This is a genomic window from Phytoactinopolyspora halophila, from assembly GCF_003287285.1.
GTDB lineage: Bacteria > Actinomycetota > Actinomycetes > Jiangellales > Jiangellaceae > Phytoactinopolyspora_A > Phytoactinopolyspora_A halophila.
In genome coordinates this window covers 1-21,210 of the sequence record NZ_QMIG01000002.1, presented here as the reverse complement: position 1 = coordinate 21,210, position 21,210 = coordinate 1, and the positions used below count along the sequence as shown (strand labels likewise).

General features: G+C 65.2%; 18 protein-coding genes, 2 tRNA genes, 1 other RNA gene and 2 pseudogenes. 8 read left to right on the top strand and 15 right to left on the bottom strand.

Features of this window, described 5'->3' with window-relative positions:
• Window positions 1-32 precede the first annotated feature (32 nt).
• Together bagA and bagB are read left to right on the top strand one after the other, a co-directional pair.
• The gene (gene bagA, locus DPM12_RS02605; RefSeq protein WP_112256736.1) at window positions 33-1,013 is read left to right on the top strand and encodes an ATPase BagA; all 981 of its coding nucleotides are present in this window, start codon (window positions 33-35) and stop codon (window positions 1,011-1,013) included.
• On the top strand, window positions 1,010-2,152 hold the full coding sequence (gene bagB, locus DPM12_RS02600) for an ArsA family ATPase (protein ID WP_112256735.1): 1,143 nt from the start codon (window positions 1,010-1,012) through the stop codon (window positions 2,150-2,152). Before bagA ends, bagB begins: the two co-directional genes overlap by 4 nt.
• 74 nt (window positions 2,153-2,226) lie before the next feature.
• Here bagB and DPM12_RS02595 read toward each other — a convergent pair whose 3' ends face one another.
• On the bottom strand, window positions 2,227-4,644 hold the full coding sequence (locus DPM12_RS02595; protein WP_112256734.1) for a transglycosylase domain-containing protein: 2,418 nt from the start codon (window positions 4,642-4,644) through the stop codon (window positions 2,227-2,229).
• A 215-nt stretch (window positions 4,645-4,859) separates the two neighbouring features.
• On the opposite strand from DPM12_RS02595, the gene DPM12_RS02590 reads away from it, so the two are divergent.
• On the top strand, window positions 4,860-5,153 hold the full coding sequence (locus DPM12_RS02590) for a WhiB family transcriptional regulator (protein WP_112256733.1): 294 nt from the start codon (window positions 4,860-4,862) through the stop codon (window positions 5,151-5,153).
• 114 nt (window positions 5,154-5,267) lie between these two features.
• Here the strand turns inward: DPM12_RS02590 and DPM12_RS02585 are convergent, their stop codons facing one another.
• Window positions 5,268-5,789 (bottom strand): hypothetical protein, encoded by a 522-nt coding sequence (locus tag DPM12_RS02585; RefSeq protein WP_112256732.1) that lies wholly within the window; start codon window positions 5,787-5,789, stop codon window positions 5,268-5,270.
• 315 nt (window positions 5,790-6,104) lie between these two features.
• Between DPM12_RS02585 and DPM12_RS02580 the strand changes: the two genes are divergently transcribed.
• Complete coding sequence (locus DPM12_RS02580; protein WP_112257093.1) at window positions 6,105-8,237, top strand: Xaa-Pro dipeptidyl-peptidase; 2,133 nt, start codon at window positions 6,105-6,107, stop codon at window positions 8,235-8,237.
• A 39-nt stretch (window positions 8,238-8,276) separates the two neighbouring features.
• Here the strand turns inward: DPM12_RS02580 and DPM12_RS02575 are convergent, their stop codons facing one another.
• The 3 genes from DPM12_RS02575 to DPM12_RS02565 all read right to left on the bottom strand — a co-directional run bounded on the left by DPM12_RS02575 (window position 8,277) and on the right by DPM12_RS02565 (window position 10,057).
• Entirely contained in the window at window positions 8,277-9,263 is a 987-nt protein-coding gene (locus tag DPM12_RS02575) for an aldo/keto reductase (protein WP_112256731.1), read from the bottom strand.
• A 258-nt stretch (window positions 9,264-9,521) separates the two neighbouring features.
• Entirely contained in the window at window positions 9,522-9,824 is a 303-nt protein-coding gene (locus tag DPM12_RS02570; RefSeq protein ID WP_112256730.1) for a type II toxin-antitoxin system PemK/MazF family toxin, read from the bottom strand.
• Window positions 9,824-10,057 (bottom strand): ribbon-helix-helix domain-containing protein, encoded by a 234-nt coding sequence (locus tag DPM12_RS02565; protein ID WP_112256729.1) that lies wholly within the window; start codon window positions 10,055-10,057, stop codon window positions 9,824-9,826. The genes DPM12_RS02570 and DPM12_RS02565 overlap by 1 nt, the downstream gene beginning before the upstream one ends.
• Window positions 10,058-10,397: 340 nt before the next feature.
• Here DPM12_RS02565 and DPM12_RS24440 point away from each other — a divergent pair.
• Window positions 10,398-10,671: pseudogene (locus tag DPM12_RS24440) on the top strand (helix-turn-helix domain-containing protein); the annotation flags it as partial.
• A 203-nt stretch (window positions 10,672-10,874) separates the two neighbouring features.
• Complete coding sequence (locus DPM12_RS02555) at window positions 10,875-11,411, top strand: GNAT family N-acetyltransferase (RefSeq protein ID WP_112256727.1); 537 nt, start codon at window positions 10,875-10,877, stop codon at window positions 11,409-11,411.
• Window positions 11,412-11,636: 225 nt separating this feature from the next.
• Here the strand turns inward: DPM12_RS02555 and DPM12_RS02550 are convergent, their stop codons facing one another.
• From DPM12_RS02550 to DPM12_RS02535, 3 genes are all read right to left on the bottom strand, one after another.
• Entirely contained in the window at window positions 11,637-11,885 is a 249-nt protein-coding gene (locus tag DPM12_RS02550) for a hypothetical protein (protein ID WP_342778740.1), read from the bottom strand.
• 648 nt (window positions 11,886-12,533) lie between these two features.
• Window positions 12,534-12,610 (bottom strand) — tRNA-Pro (locus DPM12_RS02540).
• A 58-nt stretch (window positions 12,611-12,668) separates the two neighbouring features.
• Window positions 12,669-13,580 (bottom strand): metallophosphoesterase, encoded by a 912-nt coding sequence (locus DPM12_RS02535; protein ID WP_112256725.1) that lies wholly within the window; start codon window positions 13,578-13,580, stop codon window positions 12,669-12,671.
• A 78-nt stretch (window positions 13,581-13,658) separates the two neighbouring features.
• Here DPM12_RS02535 and DPM12_RS02530 point away from each other — a divergent pair, with 78 nt between their 5' ends.
• Window positions 13,659-14,114, top strand: a complete 456-nt coding sequence (locus tag DPM12_RS02530) for a GatB/YqeY domain-containing protein (RefSeq protein WP_112256724.1) — start codon at window positions 13,659-13,661, stop codon at window positions 14,112-14,114.
• 132 nt (window positions 14,115-14,246) lie between these two features.
• Here DPM12_RS02530 and DPM12_RS02525 read toward each other — a convergent pair whose 3' ends face one another.
• From DPM12_RS02525 to ffs, 7 genes and pseudogenes are all read right to left on the bottom strand, one after another.
• Complete coding sequence (locus DPM12_RS02525; protein WP_112256723.1) at window positions 14,247-15,314, bottom strand: aspartate-semialdehyde dehydrogenase; 1,068 nt, start codon at window positions 15,312-15,314, stop codon at window positions 14,247-14,249.
• On the bottom strand, window positions 15,311-16,588 hold the full coding sequence (locus tag DPM12_RS02520; RefSeq protein ID WP_112256722.1) for an aspartate kinase: 1,278 nt from the start codon (window positions 16,586-16,588) through the stop codon (window positions 15,311-15,313). The genes DPM12_RS02525 and DPM12_RS02520 overlap by 4 nt, the downstream gene beginning before the upstream one ends.
• 108 nt (window positions 16,589-16,696) lie before the next feature.
• On the bottom strand, window positions 16,697-17,296 hold the full coding sequence (locus DPM12_RS02515) for a DUF5063 domain-containing protein (RefSeq protein ID WP_112256721.1): 600 nt from the start codon (window positions 17,294-17,296) through the stop codon (window positions 16,697-16,699).
• Window positions 17,289-17,888: a recombination mediator RecR gene (gene recR, locus DPM12_RS02510; RefSeq protein WP_112256720.1), complete on the bottom strand. Its 600-nt coding sequence runs from the start codon at window positions 17,886-17,888 to the stop codon at window positions 17,289-17,291. Before recR ends, DPM12_RS02515 begins: the two co-directional genes overlap by 8 nt.
• A 114-nt stretch (window positions 17,889-18,002) precedes the next feature.
• Window positions 18,003-18,329 (bottom strand): annotated as a pseudogene (locus DPM12_RS02505) (YbaB/EbfC family nucleoid-associated protein); the annotation flags it as partial.
• Between the two features lie 123 nt (window positions 18,330-18,452).
• Entirely contained in the window at window positions 18,453-20,699 is a 2,247-nt protein-coding gene (locus tag DPM12_RS02500; RefSeq protein ID WP_112256719.1) for a DNA polymerase III subunit gamma and tau, read from the bottom strand.
• A 122-nt stretch (window positions 20,700-20,821) separates the two neighbouring features.
• An RNA gene (gene ffs, locus DPM12_RS02495) (signal recognition particle sRNA small type) lies at window positions 20,822-20,919 on the bottom strand.
• A 122-nt stretch (window positions 20,920-21,041) separates the two neighbouring features.
• On the opposite strand from ffs, the gene DPM12_RS02490 reads away from it, so the two are divergent.
• Window positions 21,042-21,126, top strand: a tRNA-Ser gene (locus tag DPM12_RS02490).
• Window positions 21,127-21,210 lie beyond the last annotated feature (84 nt).

Here is a 21,210-nt window from a genome sequence, read left to right as displayed (position 1 = left end):
GTGACGCCATCGCTTCGTACGCTTGTGCATCTATGGGTGACTGGGAAGGCGTCCGGCTGCACGTGGTGACCGGCAAGGGCGGAACTGGCAAGACGACGGTGGCCTCGTCACTGGCCATTGCCCTGGCCAGCAACCGGCGCCGCGTTCTTCTGGTGGAGGTCGAGGAACGGCAAGGTCTCGCTCAGCTCTTCGACGTCGCCCCGCTGACCTACGCCGAGCACCGGATTGCGACGGCTCCCGGTGGCGGCGAGGTCCACGGTCTGGCGATCGACGTGCGCGAAGCGATGCACGAATATCTCGACATGTTTTACCGGCTCGGACGGGCTGGCCGTGCCCTCGACCGGGTCGGTTTCGTCGAGTTCGCCACGACGATCGCCCCCGGATTGCGAGATGTCCTGCTGACCGGAAAGACCTATGAGGCGGTGAAGCGCACGAGGGAGAATGGCGAGTACGTCTACGATGCGGTGGTTCTTGACGCTCCCCCGACGGGCCGAATCACCCGGTTCTTGGACGTGACGACCTCGGTGTCGTCCCTTGCCCGGGTCGGCCCGGTCCACCGGCAGGCTAGCTCGATCACGGCGTGGCTGCACAGCCCGCGCACCGCGGTGCACGTGGTCACGTTGCTCGAAGAGATGCCCGTGCAGGAAACCATCGACGCGATAGGCGAGTTGGAGCGAGTCAAGATTCCGGTCGGAGCCGTGATCGTGAACCAGGTGCGCCGCCCTCATCTTGCCGGGCAACACCGTGTCGCGGCACAGCGCGGCGAACTCGACCGCGACGATGTGGCGGCGGGCCTGCGAGCCGCGGCGCTGCCGGACGATGCCGCGCTCGTTGATCAGCTTTGTACGGAGGCAGCCGAACATGCGGACCGGCTGGACCTGGAACAGGACGCCCGCAAGGATCTCATGAGACTCGACCGGCCCATGTATGACCTGCCCCACCTGCCTGCTGGTATAGACCCGACGGCGTTGTACGAGTTCGCGGAGACGCTGAGCGAGCAGGGGGCCGCGTGACAGCGCGCCGGCGGAGCCCACGCCTGGACGTGGACCACATCCTCGACGACCGCCGCACCCACATCATCGTGTGCTGCGGGTCCGGCGGCGTTGGCAAGACCACGACGGCAGCCGCTCTGGGGCTACGTGCGGCCGAACGCGGCCGGCGGACCGTCGTGCTGACCATCGACCCCGCGCGCCGGCTCGCGCAGTCGCTCGGACTGGCGGAGCTCGACAACACCCCCCGGCAGGTGCCGGACATCGACACGACCGCTGGCGGCCAGCTCGACGCGATGATGCTGGACATGAAGCGGACGTTCGACGAGGTCGTCGAAGCTCACACCACTCCGGATCGTGCCCGACAAATCTTCGCGAACCCCTTCTACCAGACGCTCTCGTCGTCCTTCGCCGGTACGCAGGAGTACATGGCCATGGAAAAACTCGGCCAGTTGCGCCGGCGCGACCAGTGGGACCTCATCGTGGTCGACACGCCACCCTCCCGCTCCGCACTCGACTTCCTCGACGCGCCGGAACGGTTGGGATCGTTTCTTGATGGCCGGTTGATCCGGCTACTGGGGGGACCGGCCCGTGCCGGAGGCAAGGCGTACCGAAAGTTTTTCCAGGCCGGATTCAACGTGGTGACCGGAGCATTGACGAAGGTGCTCGGCGGCGAGCTCCTGCGTGACGTACAGACGTTCGTCAACGCGCTCGACACGATGTTTGGCGGCTTTCGAGAACGAGCTGAGAAAACGTACGCCCTGCTCAAACGCCCAGAGACCGCGTTTTTCGTCGTAGCTGCACCAGAGCCGGACGCGCTGCGAGAGGCGTCGTATTTCGTCGATCGCCTCTCCGATGACGGCATGCCGCTGGCCGGACTCGTGCTGAACCGGCTCCACGTGAGTGATGGAAGCGGGATCAGCGAGGAGCAGGCGATCGCCGGTGCCGAACGTCTGGAAACGGCAGGCGGGCACGATCTCGCCGCTGCGCTGCTACGGCTCCATGCCGACAACGTGGCCGCTGCCGCACGTGACCGCTGGCTGGGCGAACGCTTCTTCGCCGCTCATCCCGACGTTCCGGTAGCCCGGGTGCGCGCGCTTGCCAGTGACGTGCATGATCTCGACGACGTCCGGCACGTGGGGCATCTCCTCACCGGTGCGTAACCCGCGTCGGTGAGCAGATGTGTCTCCCTGAACCTCATACGCCGGAACGTTCTGGCGTGTTGACGGCGGCCGGATCAGCTCCAGCCGTCGTCGTCATCATCATCGTCGTCATCGTCATTGCCGGGCGGATCCGGTGGTAACGTCGGCCGTTCGCCCGGAATGTCGTCGTCATCATCGTCATCATCGTCGTCGTCATCGTCGCCGCCAGGTGGCACGCCGTTGCTCACATATAATCGAACGTCAGTTCCTGACGGGGCATCGGAGCCTGCACCTGGATCGGTTCGGACCACCTGGCCCTCGGGTAAGTCAGAATTGATCCGCTCCGTTACGGACGCGGAAAAACCCGCGTCGCCCAATGCGTCCATCGCGTCGTCGGCATCCATGCCACGAACGTCCGGAACGCTGGTGCTGACACCTTCGATGACGCTGCTGTCGGGCTCGTTGAAGTCTTCATTCGATTCACCCTCGAGCGTCTCATCCATCATCTGCTTCCAGATGGGGCCCGGGATGCAGCCACCGCAAGGATCGATGCTCTGGCCGTTGAACGTGTTCCCGCTCAGGGACTCTTGTGGGGCTTCGACGTCGGCGACCGCGACGGCAGTGGACAGCTGCGGCACGAACCCCACCCACCAGACGGAAACGGAATCGTTCGTGGTTCCGGTCTTTCCAGCGGCGCGGCGCCCACCCTCGAGCTGCATGCGATTTCCCGTGGCACCGGGGTTGTGCACGACGCCCTCGAGAACCGAGGTGACGGCATCGGCGACGGGCTCTTCGAGGACACGCTCGCAATCCGGGTCGGAATGGTCGACCAACGTCTCACCGTCGCGGTCCTTGACGGTGAGGACCGCAGAAGGCTCGCAGAACACTCCACGGTTGGCGAACATGGCGTACCCGCCGGCCATGGCAAGGGGGGAGACCTCGTTGACGCCGAGCGGGAATGATGGCACTTGCTGCAGATCGCCGCCGTCGTCGGCACGGGTAACCCCCGCATCCTGCGCGATTCTGGCGGGTTCACACAGCCCGGTCCGCTCGGCGAGCTGGGCATAGAAGGTGTTCACAGAACGTTCGGTCCCCGAGCGGAGATTGAAGCTGCCGCCGCTGTCGTCGTAGTTGCCGACGCTCCAGGAACCGTTGCTCCGGTAGGTGCCCTCGCACGTGGAGAAGTTGTCCTCCGGAATGTTCATCTGGGCCGGCGAGTCGATCGACGTGTCGAGACTGATGCCCTGATTGATGGCAGCCGCGAGCACCCAGGCTTTGAACGACGAGCCCGGCTGCATTCCGGCGCCGCCGCCCATGTCGCGGTTGACCGCGTAGTTGATGTTGCTGACTCCCTCACCCTCGAGACCGTATTCGCGCGAGTTGGCGATGGCGCGCACGTATCCCGTGCCGGGTTCGACCGATGCCAGCGAGCCGACCGCCTCGTCGGTAGCGGCGACGTAGTCGGAGACGGCGTCGTCAGCAGCCTCTTGCGCGTCGCGATCGATCGTGGTCTCCACGGTCAAGCCGCCGTTGTAGAGTGCGTACTCACGATCCTTCGGTGTCTCTCCGAGTTCCTCCATGGTACGGATCTCGTTGACCACATAGTCGCAGAAGAAGCCCGCCCAGGAGTCGACGCAGCCGTTCGAGACGTCGGTGGGATCGAGTTCGATCTCGGTCTGGCGCGCCTCGGCTGCCTCCTCCTCGGAAATCATCCCAGTGTCGGCCATGCGAGTAAGCACGACGTTCCGGCGGCCGAGCGCGGCCTCCGGGTTGCGGTTTGGGTCGTGTCGGTTCGGGCTCTGCACGATTCCCGCCAGCAAGGCAGCCTCTTCGAGGGTGAGATCCGAGGCACTGGTGGAGAAGTACGTCTGCGCGGCCGCTTCGATCCCGTAGGCGCGCGAGCCGAAGTAGGCGATGTTGAGGTAGCGCTCGAGGATCTCCTCCTTGGTGTACTCCTTCTCCACGCTGACCGCCATGCGCAGCTCTTCCAGCTTGCGCCGGTACCCCTCGACACCGGTGCTGGCCAGCACCTCATTTCGTTCCTCGGCCGTTTCGGCTTGGGAGAGGCGGACCTGCTTGACGTACTGCTGCGTCAGGGTCGAGCCGCCCTCTTCGGTCTCGCCTGACTGGAGATTTCTGACCAGGGCCCGCAGCGTTCCCTGGAAGTCGATGGGGCCTCGCTCGAAGAATCGATCGTCCTCGACAGCTAGCGTCGCGTCGACGACGACGTCGGCGATGTCGTCCAGCTCCACGTACTCACGATTCTCCTCGAAGAACGTCGCGAGCGTCCGCCCCGATTCGTCGACGACCTCGGATGTCTCGGACAGTTGGCCCGGCTCGAAGTCGAACTCCATGTTGCGAAACGCGTTGGCACTTTCTCGGGCGCTGAGCCCGAGGGCGCCCACGACGGGTAGTGCCAGGCCGGCCATGAGAATGCCGCACAGGGCGCTGACGCCGATGACGAGGAAGAGCCTACGGATGTTCGCAGCGATGGCGGAGGGATCGAACGACATAGGAGCAGCCTAACCTCTGTCGCCGACAAGACAAATACGCTCGCACGCTCGCGCGATATCACATATATACGTTTGGAAGCAATGGTCCATGTGGATGATTCCATTCGGTGCGATCAGGTCTAGTCTGTGACTATCAACTTTGCATAGCGTCAACGCATGAGGGTAAACGGGCGATTGATTCCAGACATTGCCCAGTTCACGGGGGTGGTTACGGTATGACACTGGTCAAGGATTGGCTGACTCAGGCCGCTTGCCGGGACACGGAGCCTGACGAGTTGTTCGTGCCGGGCGCCGCGCAGAATCGCGCGAAGGCCGTTTGCTTCGGCTGCCCGGTGCGTACTGAATGCCTTGCAGATGCACTCGACAACCGGACCGAGTTCGGTATTTGGGGTGGCATGACCGAGCGTGAGCGCCGGGCGCTCCTGCGTCGACGTCCCAACGTGACGTCGTGGCATGCGCTGCTCGAAGCCGCACGCGACGATTACGAGAACATGCGCGAAGCCGGCTAGGACGGCTGGCGTACAGCGCGCTCGCCGCGACGAGCGCGGCGTACGCCAGCCCCTCCCCTGTGGTGACTCGTCCGGTCTTCGCTTCTGGCGTCCGCGCAGCGAGGCCCGGACGAGTCACGACTCACCGGCGCTTGTGGTCTCCGAGCTCCGGGACTCGTCGGCCCTGTGCATGGTCTCGTCCGGGCCTGCCAGCGCGCCGCCGATGATTCCGCCCACGCCAGCAGCGGCGAGGCCGATGAGTAGTGACCAGAACGTCGCCCACATGGCTTCGTCGCCGATCTGCGGGAGCGGCGTGGTAAAGGTGTCGAACAGCCTGAGGGTCTGCGGAATCGGAAAGATGGCGGCCACGACGAGCGTGATCCCCCAGACGGTAATTCCATGGAGGAGGCCAGCCCCCGGCCCGGGAATGCCGGAGAGCCCTCCAGCCAGAATGCCGGCGATCAAGAGAGCGACCACCGCCGACGCGAATGCGTACCAGTGCAAGTTGTCCGCGATGGAACTGACGTCGCCCCCTTCACCCCACGCCACCCACAGTGTGGAGAGCAAGACCATGACGGCCAGGCCGATAACCGTGCCAGCAATGACGGCGCCCCACCGAATCAGCGGGGGTCCCACGTAGGTCTCTCTCACTGGCATACCAGATCACTGTCCCTGTCTCCGTGGTGAAGTCTCCGTAGTGGAGACGATCGACTCTTTCTCTCGTCACTGTTCGTTACCCCCTTCGGAACGCCCGCTAACGGTGGCCGGCCATGTGCCCACCACCGTTGACGGATCATCGGGTCATCCGTCGTCGTGATGTCGGGACAAGAGCGGAGAATCCGCTACGACTGTCTGATGACAGGCAAACCGGATATCGGTAACGTTTCGCCAAACTCCGGGTCGCTGCTCGCAACGACTCGAGAGCGAAAGGTGCCTAGCGGGCGGATGCGCGTACCGAGCAAAGGGGAGGCCATGGCGGAAGACGGCCGACGTCAGAGGGTTCGTCGCATCACGGCAAGAGCCGCGGCAGGTGTACTCGCCGTGACCGTCGTCGCAACGGCTCATGCGACATCGAGCGCATCGGAGTCGACCGATGCCGGGCCGATCTTCGAGGACGGTCAGGCCCAGGTGGTTCCCGAGTTCTCCGACCCCGACCTGTGGATCCGGGAACAGCTCTGGGTCGAGACCGAGTCGGACAGCGACGGTGACGGCCAACTGGATCGCGTGCACGTTGACGTGACCCGGCCACTGCAGACCGACACCGAAGATCTGGACGTTCCCGTCGTGTACGAGACGAGCCCCTACTACGCGGGAACGGCGTCCGTCGATTCGGAGCTGACCTGGTTCTGGGACGTTCAGCACGAGATCGGGGCGGAACCGCCACCCAGGAAGGCGGCACCGGAGATTCCGCACCGTCCCGACCGCACGTCAGTCTCCAACAGCCATGTCGAGGAATGGGTTCCGCGTGGCTTCGCCGTCGTGCATTCCGATTCGCCCGGTACCGGTTTGTCGCAAGGATGCCCCACGATCGGTGGTGTTAACGAATCGCTCGCTCCCAAGGCGGTCGTCGATTGGTTAAACGGCCGCGCCAAGGGCTACACCAGCGTCGACGGCGACGAGGAGATCGTCGCCGACTGGACCACCGGCAAGGTCGGAATGACCGGGACGTCGTACAACGGAACCCTGCCGATCGCCGCGGCGGCGACGGGTGTCGAGGGCCTCGAAGCGATCGTTCCGGTAGCCGCGATCTCGGAGTGGTATGAGTATTACCGCTCCAACGGCGCGATCAGGCACCCCGGCGGTGGCATCTCCCCGGAAGGAACATGGCGCGGTGAGGACGCCGATGTTCTCTATGACTTCATCAATAGTGGTTTTCCGGAACGTCGTGACTACTGCAACGACACCGTGCGCGATGCCGAGCTGATGGCGGGCGTGGACCGCACCACTGGCGACTACAACGAGTTCTGGGGTGAGCGAAGCTACGTGAGCAACGCCGCGGACATCACAGCGGCGACGCTGTTCGCACACGGCTTCAACGACTGGAACGTCATGCCCGAGCAGGCGACTCAGCTCTACAAGGCGCTCCGCGAGCGGGGCACGCCGGTGCAGGCGTACTTTCATCAGGGAGGTCATGGAGGTCCACCACCGCACGAGATGATGAACCGTTGGTTCACCCGATACCTCTGGGGACACGAGAACGGCGTCGAGAACGACCCGCGGGTGCAGATCGCGCACGGTTCCGACCGGTTCGACACGACCCCGTACGACGACTACCCGAACCCGGACTCGTCGCCGGTCACGCTCAACGTGCAGCGGGGCGGCGAGACCGAGGGCGGCCTGACGTCCCTCGCGCTACCGGATGAGACCAGCGAGACGCTGGAAGACGACTGGTCTCACCTGGCTGGCGAGCTCGCCCAGGAAGATTCCTCGGATCATCGTCTGCTCTACACCACCCCGGAACTCGGCGAGGACCTGCACCTGTCCGGATCGCCGACCCTGACAGTGCGGGTGTCGTCCAGCGCACCGGCGGCCAATCTTTCGGCGATGCTGGTACGCCTGCCGTGGACGGGATCGCCGCTCAGCACCGCCAGCGTGGTGACTCGGGGCTGGGCCGACCCGCAGAATCACAGTTCGCTGACCGCCGGCGAGGAGCTCGAGCCTGGCACGTTCTACGAGGTGACCTTCGACCTGCAGGCGACGGACAAGATCGTGAGTGAGGGACAGCAACTCGGGCTCATGATCTTCTCCAGTGATCGCGAGTACACGTTGCGGCCCGAACCCGGAACGGAACTCACCGTCGACCTCGCCGCCTCGTCGTTGGAACTTCCTGTGGTAGGCGGACCGCTCGCGATGCCGATCTGCGAGGACGAGGACACCCGGGATACCGTCGTCATCAACGGCGTGGACAGCGGAGTGCCGAACCACACCCTAGCGGGTGTCTGTACCATCAACGATCACATTCTCGACGGTGAGGAATGGCGTAGCCACGGCCAGTTCGTCCGGCATGTGGCTGAGGTCGCAGAGCAGCTGCGCGACGCCGGGATCATCGAGCCCCGGGAGCGCGGGGCGTTGATGCGTGCTGCCGCGAGCTCGCCTTCTCGATGATCACCGGCTCGCGCGATGGCCGGCCGGTTCGGTCGACGGCTACCAGCGGGCGTGGACGAGCGGCCGGATCCGCGCGTCGTAGACGTCACGGATCGAGGTGACGGTCCCCGTGTCTAGCGGTTCGAGGTGTGCGGCAGCAGCGTTACCCTGAACCTGCTCTGGTGAGCGGGCGCCGGGGATGACGACAGTTACTCCCGGCTGGTCGATGATCCACCGCAACGCCAGTTGTGCGGTCGGGACGCCCTCGGGCGCCAGCGCGGCGATATCGCGAGCCGCCGCCACGCCGTCCTCGAACGGCACCCCGGCGAAGGTCTCGCCGACGTCGAAGACCTCACCAGAGCGGTTGAAGGTGCGGTGATCATCTGCCGCGAACGTCGTCGCTTCGTCGTACCTCCCAGTGAGCAGCCCACTCGCGAGCGGCACGCGGGCGATGATCCCGACGCCGGCCTCGGCGGCGGCAGGAAGCACCGCGTCGAGTGGCTTCTGGCGGAAACAGTTGAGGATGATCTGGATCGTGGCGACACCTGGCCGCCGCAGTGCCGCGAGAGCTTCGTCGCAGGTTTCGACACTGACCCCATATGCGCGGAACCGTCTCTCGTCCACCAGGGTGTCGAGCGCATCGAAGACCTCCTCGCGCTCGTACGCCTCGGTTGGCGGGCAGTGCAGCTGGACAAGATCGATCGTGTCCACGCCGAGGTTCTCCCGGCTGCGGTCGTTCCACGAGCGGAAGTTGTCCAGCGAATAGGCATCGACCGTATGCGGGTCGGCCCGGCGGCCCATCTTGGTTGCTACCGTCAGCTCCACGTCGCTGCGGTCTTGCAGCAGTTGCCCGATGAGCCGTTCGCTCCGGCCGTCCCCGTAGACGTCAGCCGTGTCGATGAAGGTCACGCCCGCGTCGACCGCGGCATTGAGCGTCCTCATGGCGGTGTCTTCGTCGACATCGCCCCACGCTCCACCGATCTGCCAGGCGCCGAAACCGACGACGCCTACTGCCTTCCCTGTTCGCCCCAAGATTCGCGTTTCCACACGTCGACCCTACGAGGTCGGTGCGGTGGATCGATACGCCGCGCCGCCCCGAGATCGATGACCGGTATGCAACAGCGGCTGCTGTGCTTTCGTGCTGTACCGCAGCGCCGCTGTGGCCGGTTTGACGGTTATGTGTCAGCGAGAGGTTGTCCGCCGCGGACCGGGACGAGTGGGCTGTCGGTGAGAGGGTCCTTGATTCCGATGATGGTGCACACTTCTAGATGGGTTCGCGGGCCCGGCGCGAGTTGTTCTCGACCGTTATACGTCAAGATCGTAGGCGGCGATGATCGCATGGGCGAGGGTGATTTCTTGTTCGGCAGTGAGATAGCCGACGAGACGACCGATGTCGGATTGGGTGATCGTTGCTACGTTGTCGAGGGAGATAACCGATTCATCGTCGAGGCCGTTCACGGCTCCGACTGGAACCTCGGTGGACAGTCCACGAACGGTGGAGGTTATCGGCGCTACCGTAATTCGTGTCATGTATGGGCGAGCTGCTTCGCGCGTGAGCAGGACGACTGGCCGGCTCTTGTCCACCTTGGCGATGTGAATCGGTCGCATCAGTCGACGTCCATGGGCTGGGCAGCGGCCTGGCGGGTGAATGTGGCGAGGTCCTCATCATCACCGAGTGCGGCATATATGGCGGCGTCACGTTCCGCTGCCCGGCGGCGGCGTTCGCGTGCCAGGGCTCGTGTCACGATTGCGGCGCGGCTGCTCGCGGCGCCAGTTTCGATCTCGTGGTCCAGGAATTCCACAAGATCATCGGGTAATCGTACGGCGATCTGTACAGTCATGTCCCAATGATACCAGATCGGGATTCATCATGGGATTGAGATCTGCCGGGTCTTCGGATTCTGGCGGGGTAGTTTCGACATCCCATCGGGCGAGGTTATCGGCGGGAAGGTCACTGGTGTTGTAAGTGACGATCATCTGGGCACCGGAACGGATCACCGCGGCGACGACGTGTCGGGGTCGTCGGGATCGGGAAGCTCGACAGCCTCAATCTGCGGGGTGTAGCCGGTCACCAGGCAGTCTCGAACTGTGCTCCGTCGGCTGAGTGCGACACCGGCCGTGATCGGCACTGTGAGTCGAGAGACGTCTTTGTGGGGCGTCCTTGTCTCAGGGGGGCCGGGATTGGCACTGGTTGTGTTGTCGGTTGTGGAGCAGCGGTTGGACGCGGCCCGGGCGGTGTTGGTGGGCGTGGAGGTCACCGAGGTCGCGGCTGCGGTCGGGGTGCATCGATCGACGGTGCATCGGTTGGGTGGGCGCGCTATCTGAGTGGACAGATTGGGGTCTTGTGGATCGATCGCATCGGCCGGCTTCGTGTCCGCATCAGGTGGTCGAGGCGGTTGAGGGCGCGGTGGCGGAGATGCGGTGGGAACATCCGCGGTGGGGGTCGCGGCGGATCCGGCTGGAGTTTGTTGCACATCAGGTGGTGGAGATGTGTCGCGGATCAACTGTCCGATCACAGGTCGGGTGTGCAGGTGTCCTGTCCTGGTAGGTGCTTGACGCTCGTGTGTCAGTACCTGCTTAACACTGCGTGGTCGCTGGGATGCGTGACAGCCCGGAACGCGGCTGAGAGCGCGTTTCGCCCGTGAGAGGGTTGTTGCCATGACAGGTGGAGCGGCTCCGGGCGGCGAGGTTGTCCTCGAGACGTGTCGGCTGCTGCTCAGACCGTGGCGGGTGGCCGAGGCTGTCGTCCAGCGTGAGCTGTGGACTGAACGTGATCCACGAGTGCCGGCGCACCGCCAGATCGACGCGGATGGGCGCCCCACGGTCGCGGATATCGAGGAGTCGATCCGCACTAGCCAGCCATCGTCGCTCGGGTTGCTGGCGGTCGAGCGGAAGGTCGCTGGTGACGTTATCGGCTATTGCGGGCTGATCGATAGCGGGCGAGGATCGAAAGGGGAGCCGGAACTGGCGTTCGAGCTGCTACGCCGGGTCTGGTGCCAGGGCTATGCGACCGAGGCCTCGCTGGCGGTCCTAGACTGGGCGAGGTCGTCCGGGTACGAACGTCTGTGGGCCACGATCTGGGAGTGGAACACCGCTTCGCGCCGGGTGCTGGCCAAGGTCGGGTTCACCGAGACCGAGCGCAGGGAAGTGGACGCGGTCTATGGGACCACTCTGTTCGCCACGAGACAGCTCTGACGCTCGATGTTGGCCTTGAGGGCGGCTCCTAGCAGCGACGGCAAACGTGAGGCGTAATCCGACGAGCCAAGTCGAAGCGAGAGACATCGATATTCGGCATGTTCGGATGTTCGCTCCACCAGCGCTCTAGGTTCCAACGCAGCGATCGTCAAGCAGGTGCTGACACAGGTCTGTCAAGGACCTACCACTTCAAGACATGTCGGGTGTGGGCCGGTGTGGTGGCTGTTATTCGCCGACGTGTTTGCCGAAGCGTTGGAAGGCTGCTTGTCGGGTGGTGCCGAGGGCGATGCCGATCATTGACCAGGTGTCGCCTGCGGCGCGTGCTGCGGCTACGGCGTCGCGTAGTTCTTGTTCGGCGTCTGTGAGGTTTTGCCGGGCGGTGGCGATGCGGCGCATGCGGGCGGCATCGCGCGCGGGTGTGGTCGCGGGATCGAGGGTGTCGAGCCACTGTTCGACGTCGCTGTCGTGCCGCAATCGTGTGTCGGCCATATTGATCACCTTATTATGTTTCGATGACTCGGAAGGTCATGTCTTTGGCGTGGAGGGTGTCGTCATCGTTGATTCCGTGTTTTGCGTGCGGAGTCGGTGATCTCCACGTGTAAATTCCCCTTTACTTCCTGAGGGCGTCAAGGAATCGTTTACGACTGGGGAGGCGTGGTGCTGGCTCAGTTTGTGGTCATCGGCTGCTCGTCGTCGGCAGTCTCCCCGGTTGCGGCGTCTGCCCGCCCTGCCAGCGCGGTGTTGCCCTCGACGTGGCCATTGTTCGGCCTGGTGTTCTGCACCCGTTACGGGGCACGTCCATCGAGCCGCGCAACGTCAACCGCTCGTGGGACGCTCGCTGTCACAAAGCTAGAGTACTGAAGATCACAGTACACGACGGCCGCCGCACCTGCGGCTCGTTACTTGCAGATCTCGACGTGCATCCACGCGTGGCAATGCGTATCCCTGCGCCACGCCCAAGTCGCCGTCCGATGGAGATCTACACAGACATCTGCTCCGAAGCTACCCGGGCCGGGCTGAAACGCCTAGGCGAGAGCCTGTAGAGGTGACGACGTTGCTGTACTTTGCTGCTGTACCGGCCCGGGTCACCGATACCGAAAATGATCAACAAAGCCCTGACCTTGGTCGGGGTGACTGGATTCGAACCAGCGACCTCTTCGTCCCGAACGAAGCGCGCTACCAACCTGCGCCACACCCCGAAGCTCGCCGAGCCAGCATAACCGAGATCCGGCCCGTTCTCGAAATCGGGGAGGTGACCTAGCGGGCGACAAGTGTGAGGAGCGTGGCCTCCGGAGGGCAGGCGAACCGGAACGGGGCATACGGTGAGGTTCCGAGTCCAGCGGAGACGTGCATCCAGGCCGCGTCCGGGCCGCCGTGAGCAGGGTGGCGGGAGACACCCTTGACCCGAGCGGGCTCCAGGTCGCAGTTGGTCACGAGTGCACCATAGCCGGGGACACACAGCTGGCCTCCGTGGGTGTGCCCGGCGAGCAGCAACTGATAGCCGTCGGCGGCCATGGCGTCGAGGACGCGCAGGTACGGAGCGTGCGTGACGCCGATCGTGAGGTCAGCATGACCCCTGACAGGTGCGGTGACGTGGCCATAGCGGTCCCGGCCGAGGTGGGGATCGTCGACCCCGGCTAACAGGAGGTCGCGGCCGTCGATGGTGAGCCTGCCCCGCGAATTGGTCAGATCCAGCCATCCGGCGGCACGAAGGTGATCGCGCAACTCCGTCCAGGGAAGATCGGGCTTGTCCGCGACGGCTCGCCCACCGACTGGCAAGAGATACGATGCGGGATTCTTGGGTCGCGGGCTGTAGTAGTCGTTCGAGCCGAATACGAATGCGCCTGGTGTGTCGAGGAAGGGCTCGTAGGCCTGCAGGACGCCGGGCACGGCGTCGGGATGCGCGAGGTTGTCGCCCGTGGTCACGACGAGATCGGGTTCGAGGGCAGCGAGCCCGCGCACCCAGGAGATCTTGCGTTCCTGCCCGGGTGTGAGGTGCAGGTCCGAAATGTGCAGGACGCGAAGCGGCTGGCTTCCGGGGGCGAGGACGGGAACATCGAACCGGCGAAGCCGGTAGGAGCGGACCTCGTAACCTGCCGCGTAGGCGAAGCCGGCGAGCCCGAGACCAGCAAGACCGGCAAGAGTGAGCGTTGTGCGGGTGGCTGCCACCGCCCCAGTATGTCAATCCGATCGCGTGACGCTGCAAACCATTACCCGACGGCCCGAAATCGGTGCAGACTTGGCACTATGACCTCTCTCAAGGAACGAGTGAAGAACGACCTTTCCGCTGCGATGCGAGCGCGGGATCAGCTGCGCAAGGATGCGCTGCGGATGACATTGTCGGCGATCAGGACCGCCGAGGTGGCAGGAGAGTCGGCCCGGGAGCTGACCGACGACGAGATCGTCACGGTACTCACCCGAGAGGTCAAGCGTCGGCGTGAGGCAGCGGAGGCGTTCCGTTCCGGTGGGCGCACCGAGAATGCCGACCGCGAGGATGCCGAGGCGGCCGTCATCTCCGAGTACCTGCCTGCGCAGCTGTCGGATGAGGAGCTGGCCGAACTCGTCGAGCAGGCTGTTGCCGAGGTCGGGGCGGAGTCTCCGCGGGACATGGGCAAGGTGATGAAGACCTTGCAGCCGAAGGTGGCCGGCCGGGCGGAGGGCCGAATCGTCGCCGATGCCGTGAAGGCGCGGCTCGGCTCGTAGGCAACGCAGACCTGGCGGGTCAGGGAATCGGCGAGTTTCGTCGGAGACGGCTGAGCCCTACTACGACTTCTCGGGCCGTGACACGCTTACAGCCTTGTCACGGTCCGAGAAAACGTACCAACGTTCGGGTGCTCACTGGGTGGTGAGTTCCGCGGCGACGAGCTCGGCGATCTGCGCCGTGTTCAGCGCCGCTCCCTTGCGGAGGTTGTCACCACAGACGAACAGGTCCAGGGAATGCGGGTCGTCGAGCGAGCGCCTGATCCGGCCGACCCAGGTGGGATCGGTGCCGACGACATCGGCGGGAGTGGGGAACTCGGCTCGGGAGGGATCGTCGTAGAGGACGACCCCGGGCGCGTCCCTGAGGATCTCCCATGCCTGCGCGGTGGTGACCTCTCGCTGGAAGGTGGCGTGGAGAGCCACCGAGTGGGTCGTCACCACGGGGACCCGGACGCACGTGGCAGACACCGCCAGATTCGGCAGTTCGAGGATCTTGCGGGACTCGTTACGGATCTTGAGCTCTTCGGAACTCCAGCCGTCGTCCTTCTCCGATCCCGCCCAGGGCACAACGTTGAGCGCGAGCGGCGCCGGGAAGGGGCCGAGGTCGTCACCCACGACCCGCCGGACGTCGCCGGGCTGGGAGCCGACGTCGCGGTTACCGGCAACCTTGCTCAACTGGTCGTGCAGCGTATCGATGCCACCTTGCCCGGAACCGGACGCCGCCTGGTACGAGGCCGCAAACAGGCTCGTGAGCTCCAGCTCGGCGTGCAGCGCACCGAGGACGACGATCATCGACAGTGTGGTGCAGTTGGGATTCGCGATGATCCCCTTCGGCCGGTTACGGGCGGCGGGCGCGTTGACCTCGGGAACGACGAGGGGAACATCCGGGTCCATCCGGAAGGCCCCCGAGTTGTCGACGGCGATCGCACCGCGTGCGGCGGCTATCGGCGCCCACTCCGCAGACACCTCGTCCGGAACGTCGAACATGGCGACATCGACGTCGTCGAACACTTCGGGCGCCAACGCCTGGACTTCGACCTCTTCGCCGCGGACAGTGAGCTTGCGTCCTGCCGACCGAGGGGATGCGACGAGCCGGATCTCGCCCCACACGTCCTGGCGGGTGGAGAGGATCTGACGCATCACCGTGCCGACCGCTCCAGTGGCCCCGATGATCGCCAGAGTAGGGAGATCTGTGTTGGTCATCGGCCAGTTCCTCCGTACACGACGGCCTCGACCTCGGTCACGTCCAGGTCGAAGGCTCGATGGACGGCTCCTACAGCAGTGTCCACATCGTCGGCTCGCACCACCACCGAGATACGGATTTCCGATGTGGAGATCATCTCGATGTTGACGCCGGCATCAGCCAGCGAGCTGAAGAACTTGGCGCTGATCCCGGGATGGCTTCGCATGCCGGCGCCAATGAGGGACACCTTGCCGACCCCGTCGTCATACCGCAGCGTTTCGAAGCCGACTTGGGCTTGCATCGCCGTCAGCGCGTCCATGGCGGCTCGGCCGTCCTTGGCGGGCAGCGTGAACGAGATGTCTGTGCGGTTGGTGTCGGCGGCGGAGACGTTCTGCACGATCATGTCGATGTTGACGCCGGCCTCGGCGACGGCGCGGAAGATGGCCGCGGCCTCACCGACCTTGTCCGGCACGCCCACGACGGTGATCTTCGCTTCACTCCGATCGTGCGCGACCCCAGAGATGATGGGCTGCTCCATGTCGGTCTGGTCACTTCCTTTGTTCTGGTCGATCACCCAGGTGCCGTCAAGTGTGGAGAAACTGGACCGCACGTGGATGGGAATGCCGTAGCGGCGGGCGTACTCGACGCAACGCAGATGGAGGATCTTCGCCCCGCAGGCGGCCATCTCGAGTGTTTCCTCGTAGCTGATGCGGGGAAGCCGGCGTGCCGCGGGCACGATGCGGGGATCAGCAGTGAAGATACCGTCGACGTCAGTGTAGATCTCGCACACGTCGGCATCGAGTGCGGCGGCCAGCGCGACGGCTGTCGTGTCCGAGCCACCACGGCCGAGGGTGGTGACGTCCTTGCTGTCCTGGCTGACTCCCTGGAAACCGGCCACGATCGCGATGGCGTCGCCGTCGAGGGCGGTTCTGATGCGCCCTGGCGTGACGTCGATGATGCGTGCCTTGCCATGTGCGGAATCCGTGATCACTCCGGCCTGGCTGCCGGTGAACGATCTCGCCTCGTGACCAAGGTCACTGATCGCCATCGCGAGCACCGCCATGGAGATGCGCTCGCCCGCCGTCAGGAGCATGTCGAGCTCACGGGCAGAGGGCGTCGGCGAGACCTCCTGAGCGAGATCGATCAGTTCGTCGGTCGTGTCGCCCATGGCCGATACGACCACAACGACCTCGTGTCCTGCGTTTTTCGTGTCGACGATTCGCTGCGCGACTCTCTTCACAGCCGCAGCATCGGAGACGGATGATCCGCCGTACTTCTGGACGACCAGGCCCACGGCGTAGCTCCTCGGTTGAACGTCATACGTGCCCTGGCAGTCTATTCGAGCATGGGCGCTGATCGGTGAATGTCCGGATCGCGGAACATGACCGAGGCTACGTGAGGCTCAGTTGTCGACCTCGGTCAGCAGCGTGCGTTCCTCCGCTTCGGCCTCATCGTCTGGTACGTGGTCCAGACGCGTGTGAGCGATAAGCGAATGAAGCGTGCGCATGGCCGCTCCGCAGCTGGAGCCCCACGAGGACAGGTACGAGAACTGCCACCACCACAGCGCCTCGACGGTACGACCGTCCCGGTAGTGAGACAGTCCGTGGAGGAGATCGGCGGCAATGCTTGCCAGCTCGTCGGACAACCGGAAACCCGTCAAACCGCTGTCTGGATCAACCGGATCGAGCACTTCGACATAGGTGTCGACGGGGTCGAGTAGCTTAGCAAGCCGCTCCCGTAGCTCGTCGACGTCGGCGTCCGGGCCGGTGTCGGGTTCGAAACGTTCCTTGGGTACGATGTCGGCGATCGCACCGAGCCGGCCACCTGCGAGCGCGAGCTGGCTGACTTCGAGCAGCAGCAGCGAGAGGGTGCTCGACGGGTCCTCGCCGCGAGCTATCTCGCGAAGCGCGAGCAAGAAGCTCTCGACCTGGTCCGCGATCTCAGCGCCGAACTCGCCGTAGTCTTCGTTCTCGTTCGGTGCCTTCGTCGTGCCATCAGACATCAAGCTGCCTCCTACCCTCGAATGCTCGGCCCAGAGTGACTTCGTCGGCGTACTCGAGGTCGCCACCTACAGGTAGTCCACTTGCCAATCGGGTGACACGTAAACCCATCGGCTGGACGAGTCTGGCCAGATAGGTCGCGGTGGCTTCGCCCTCAAGGTTTGGATCAGTCGCGATGATCAGCTCGGTGATCGTGCCGTCAGCGATCCTGGTCATCAGCTCTTTCACCCGTAGCTCGTCCGGGCCGATGCCTTCGATGGGGCTGATCGCCCCGCCCAGAACGTGATAGCGACCCCGAAATTCCCTGGTGCGCTCGATGGCGACGACGTCCTTGGATTCCTCGACGACGCAGACGATGGCGGGATCTCGCCGGGGATCGCGGCAGATCTGGCACTGCTCGGCCTCGGCAACGTTCCCGCACACGGTGCAGAACCGGATCTTCTCCTTGACCTCGGTGAGGGCCGTGGCGAGGCGGTGCACGTCGTCGGGGTCTGCGGCAAGGATGTGGAAGGCGATCCGCTGAGCGCTCTTCGGTCCCACGCCAGGAAGCCGACCGAGCTCGTCGATCAGACCTTGGACCACGCCTTCGTACATGCCGGTGTCCTTCTCGCCCTCGGTGCGGGCCTAGCCCTGCTGCCCGGGGGAGCTGCCGTGTTCGCCGGACTCGTCGTCCGGTTCGGCCGACGACTCGACGACCTCGGGCGAACCGCCGAACAGATCTTGGAGGCCACCCGCACCGCCGAGCAGACCCTCGACGCCGCCACCGACCGAGCCGAGTTGTTCGCTGGCTAGCCGCTGCACCTCCGCCTGCGCGTCCCGGACAGCGGCGACCACCAGGTCGGACAGTGTCTCCACGTCTTGCGGGTCGACCACCGACGGGTCGATCTGCATCGCGGTCAGCTCGCCCCCACCGGTCATCGTCGCGCGAACGAGACCCCCGCCGGAGGTGCCGGTGACCTCGCTTTCGGTGAGGTCTTGCTGGGCAGCCATCAGCTGTTCTTGCATCTGTTGCGCCTGCTGCAGCAGCTGGCTCATGTCAATGTTTTCGGAACCACCGGACGGAAACACGGATGGGACTCCCTTACGACGGGCAATGTCGACGGTACGAGCCTACGTCACGCGAGCGCCGGAACCGGAGCGTGTCCTGGCAGAAGGCGTTCACGTGTTCTCTGTTTCGGAGATGACGGTGGCACCGAGCGTGCGGGCGAGCAGCTCTTGCTGGGATTCCCCGGAAGCATCGAGGTCGGCATCGTCGAGCGTGGCGCCGTCGTCGTTCACCCGGTGCGTGCCGGGATCGGGCGACGTCGCCGGACTCTCCGGCGATGTCGATGCGGGCTGAGACCGGTGTACGGGTGCGACGTCGGCGGCATCCGAGCCCGAGGTGGCAGGAGGCGGCTCGCCCACCTCAGACGCCGGGGAAGCCGAGTCTGGCGCCATGGAGGCGGCTGGTGCAGAAGTGGCCTGTGCAGAAGTGGCCTGGGCTGAGGCGGCCGGTGTGGCGGCGGCAGGCTCCTCGGGAGCGGCCGAGCCAGCCGGGACGGTCCCGTGTGTTGGGGTGGTCTCATCGCCAGCGGCAGTGGGGCCCGCCGCATCGCCCGTGCCGCCCGGTGAGGCAGCCGTGCCGCTTGCGCGTGACGACGGGGAGCGTCCCGCGGCGGGATCGCCGGCCGAGCCCGCCGTGTTGGTAGACGGATCGGCCGAGGGATCGACGATCGCCTCGATCCGCAGGTCGACAAACAGGACTTCTTTGATCGCCTGGCGCAGGTAGGTCTGGAAATCGTCGCGCCTGAGGAACGTGTCGCGCAACGTGGGCTGCCGGAACGCGAGCGTGAGCACGCCATCGGCCAGACCGGCCACCGCCGACTCCTGCGAGAGCAGGCTCCAGGGCGTGCGCTTGAGCTCTCGAAGTCTGGTCATGACATCGGGCCACAGCCGCCGCACATCTGCGACACCCATACCACCCGGTTCGGCAGCCGGCGCCCGCTCGCCGCCCGGGGCTGCCTCGCGGGGAGGATGTGGCTCGTCCGGCGGTGGCGGCTCCGTCGGCGGGACCGGCTCGGGCTGGGGCGTGGGCTCGCCCGGAGGGACGGGTTCGTTCGGTGGAGATGGCTCCGGAGATGGCTCCGGGGGTGGCACCGGGCTGGGCGGGCGTTGCGGATCGGTGGGAGCCGGCGGCTGGGGATCGCTGGACGGATCGGTGGAAGGCTGTTGTTGCGCTGCCGGCTGCGGCGCGGGAGCGGACCCCGCGACGCGGCGTTCGAGGCGATCGAGACGAGCCTGGACGCCGGCACTGGAGTCGTCGGCGCCGGGAAGCAGCAGCCGGGCGCAGACCAGCTCGAGCTGCAGCCGGGTTGGTGTGGTTCCCTTCATGGCGGTGATGCCGTCATCAACGATGTCGGCGAGCCGGATCAGATCGGCCGGGCCGAAGCGGCCGGCCTGCGCTGTCATGCGCTCGCCCTGGTCTTCGGCCGTGTCGATCAGCCCGCGGGCGGCCGCTTCGGGAGCGGAACGTACGACGACGAGGTCACGAAGCCGCTCCAGCAGGTCGGTCAGGAAGCGGCGTGGATCGTGTCCCGAGTCCATGACCCGATCGACCGCGGCGAACAGCGAGGTGCCGTCGTTTCCGGCGATGGCGTCCATCACCTCGTCGAGCAATGCCGCGTCGGTGAAGCCGAGCAGTTCGGCCGCGAGTTCGTACGTGACGCCATCGGGCCCCGCTCCAGCGATCAGCTGTCCGAGCACCGACTGGGAGTCTCGGGCCGATCCGGCTCCCGCACGGGCGACCAGGGCGAGTGCTCCGGGTTCGATCCGCACCCCCTCCTGCTCGCAGATCCAGGCGAGGTTCTGCTGCAGCGCTTTGCTGGGAATGAGCCGGAACGGGTAGTGGTGCGTCCGGGACCGGATCGTTCCGATGATCTTGTCTGGGGCGGTGGTGGCGAAGATGAACTTCAGGTGCGGCGGGGGCTCTTCGATGAGCTTGAGCAACGCATTGGCTGCTCCCGGACCGAGCTGGTGTGCCTCGTCGATGACGTAGATCTTGAATCTGGAGGACACCGGCGCGAAATGAGCCTTCTCACGCAACTCCCGCGCGTCGTCGACGAGGCCATGTGTGGCGGCGTCGAGCTCAACAACGTCGATGTTTCCCGACCCGTTGGGCGCCAGGTCGAGGCACGACTGGCAGGTGCCACAGGGATCCGGTGTCGGCCCCTGCACGCAGTTGAGCGAGCGGGCGAGGATCCGCGCCGACGACGTCTTGCCACATCCGCGCGGGCCGGAGAAGAGATACGCGTGATGGATGCGGTCGTTCTCCAGCGCGCGCATGAGCGGCACCGTGACATGGTCCTGTCCGACGACCTCGGCGAACCGGCTCGGCCGGTAGGTGCGGTACAAGGCAAGGGACGACACTTTGAGAACCTTAGTCCTCTCCACCGACACCATGCATCCACCGGTGCGAGCTGGCTCTCGCACGGGCTGGGCGCATCGAAGCGCCCGGCACGAGGGGCGGTTGCAACTGCTCTTGGGAAGAATATGGTGACCCCTCGCGTACCCGGCAGAGCCCACTTACCCTTGCTGCCTTCCGGCCCTGGGGGAGTTCGGCAGGAATACCGCCACACGAGGGGTCGGCTTTCAAGTGTACTCACATATGGCCGTGCGTCCATGGGTCGAGGGGGACGCGTGCGAATCGCTCCGTGCCGCGGTGCGACGCCGATTTCGAACTCGGGCCTCAGGTCAGTTACGCTCTCCTGCGGAGGATTCGCCTAGTGGCCTAGGGCGCACGCTTGGAAAGCGTGTTGGGGGAGACCCCTCGCGGGTTCGAATCCCGCATCCTCCGCTCCTATTGCCAGGCAATATGGGGTCTTCGGATCCTGGCGGGGTGCTGGGTTCATCGGACGATGATGGGTCTTCGGATCCTGGC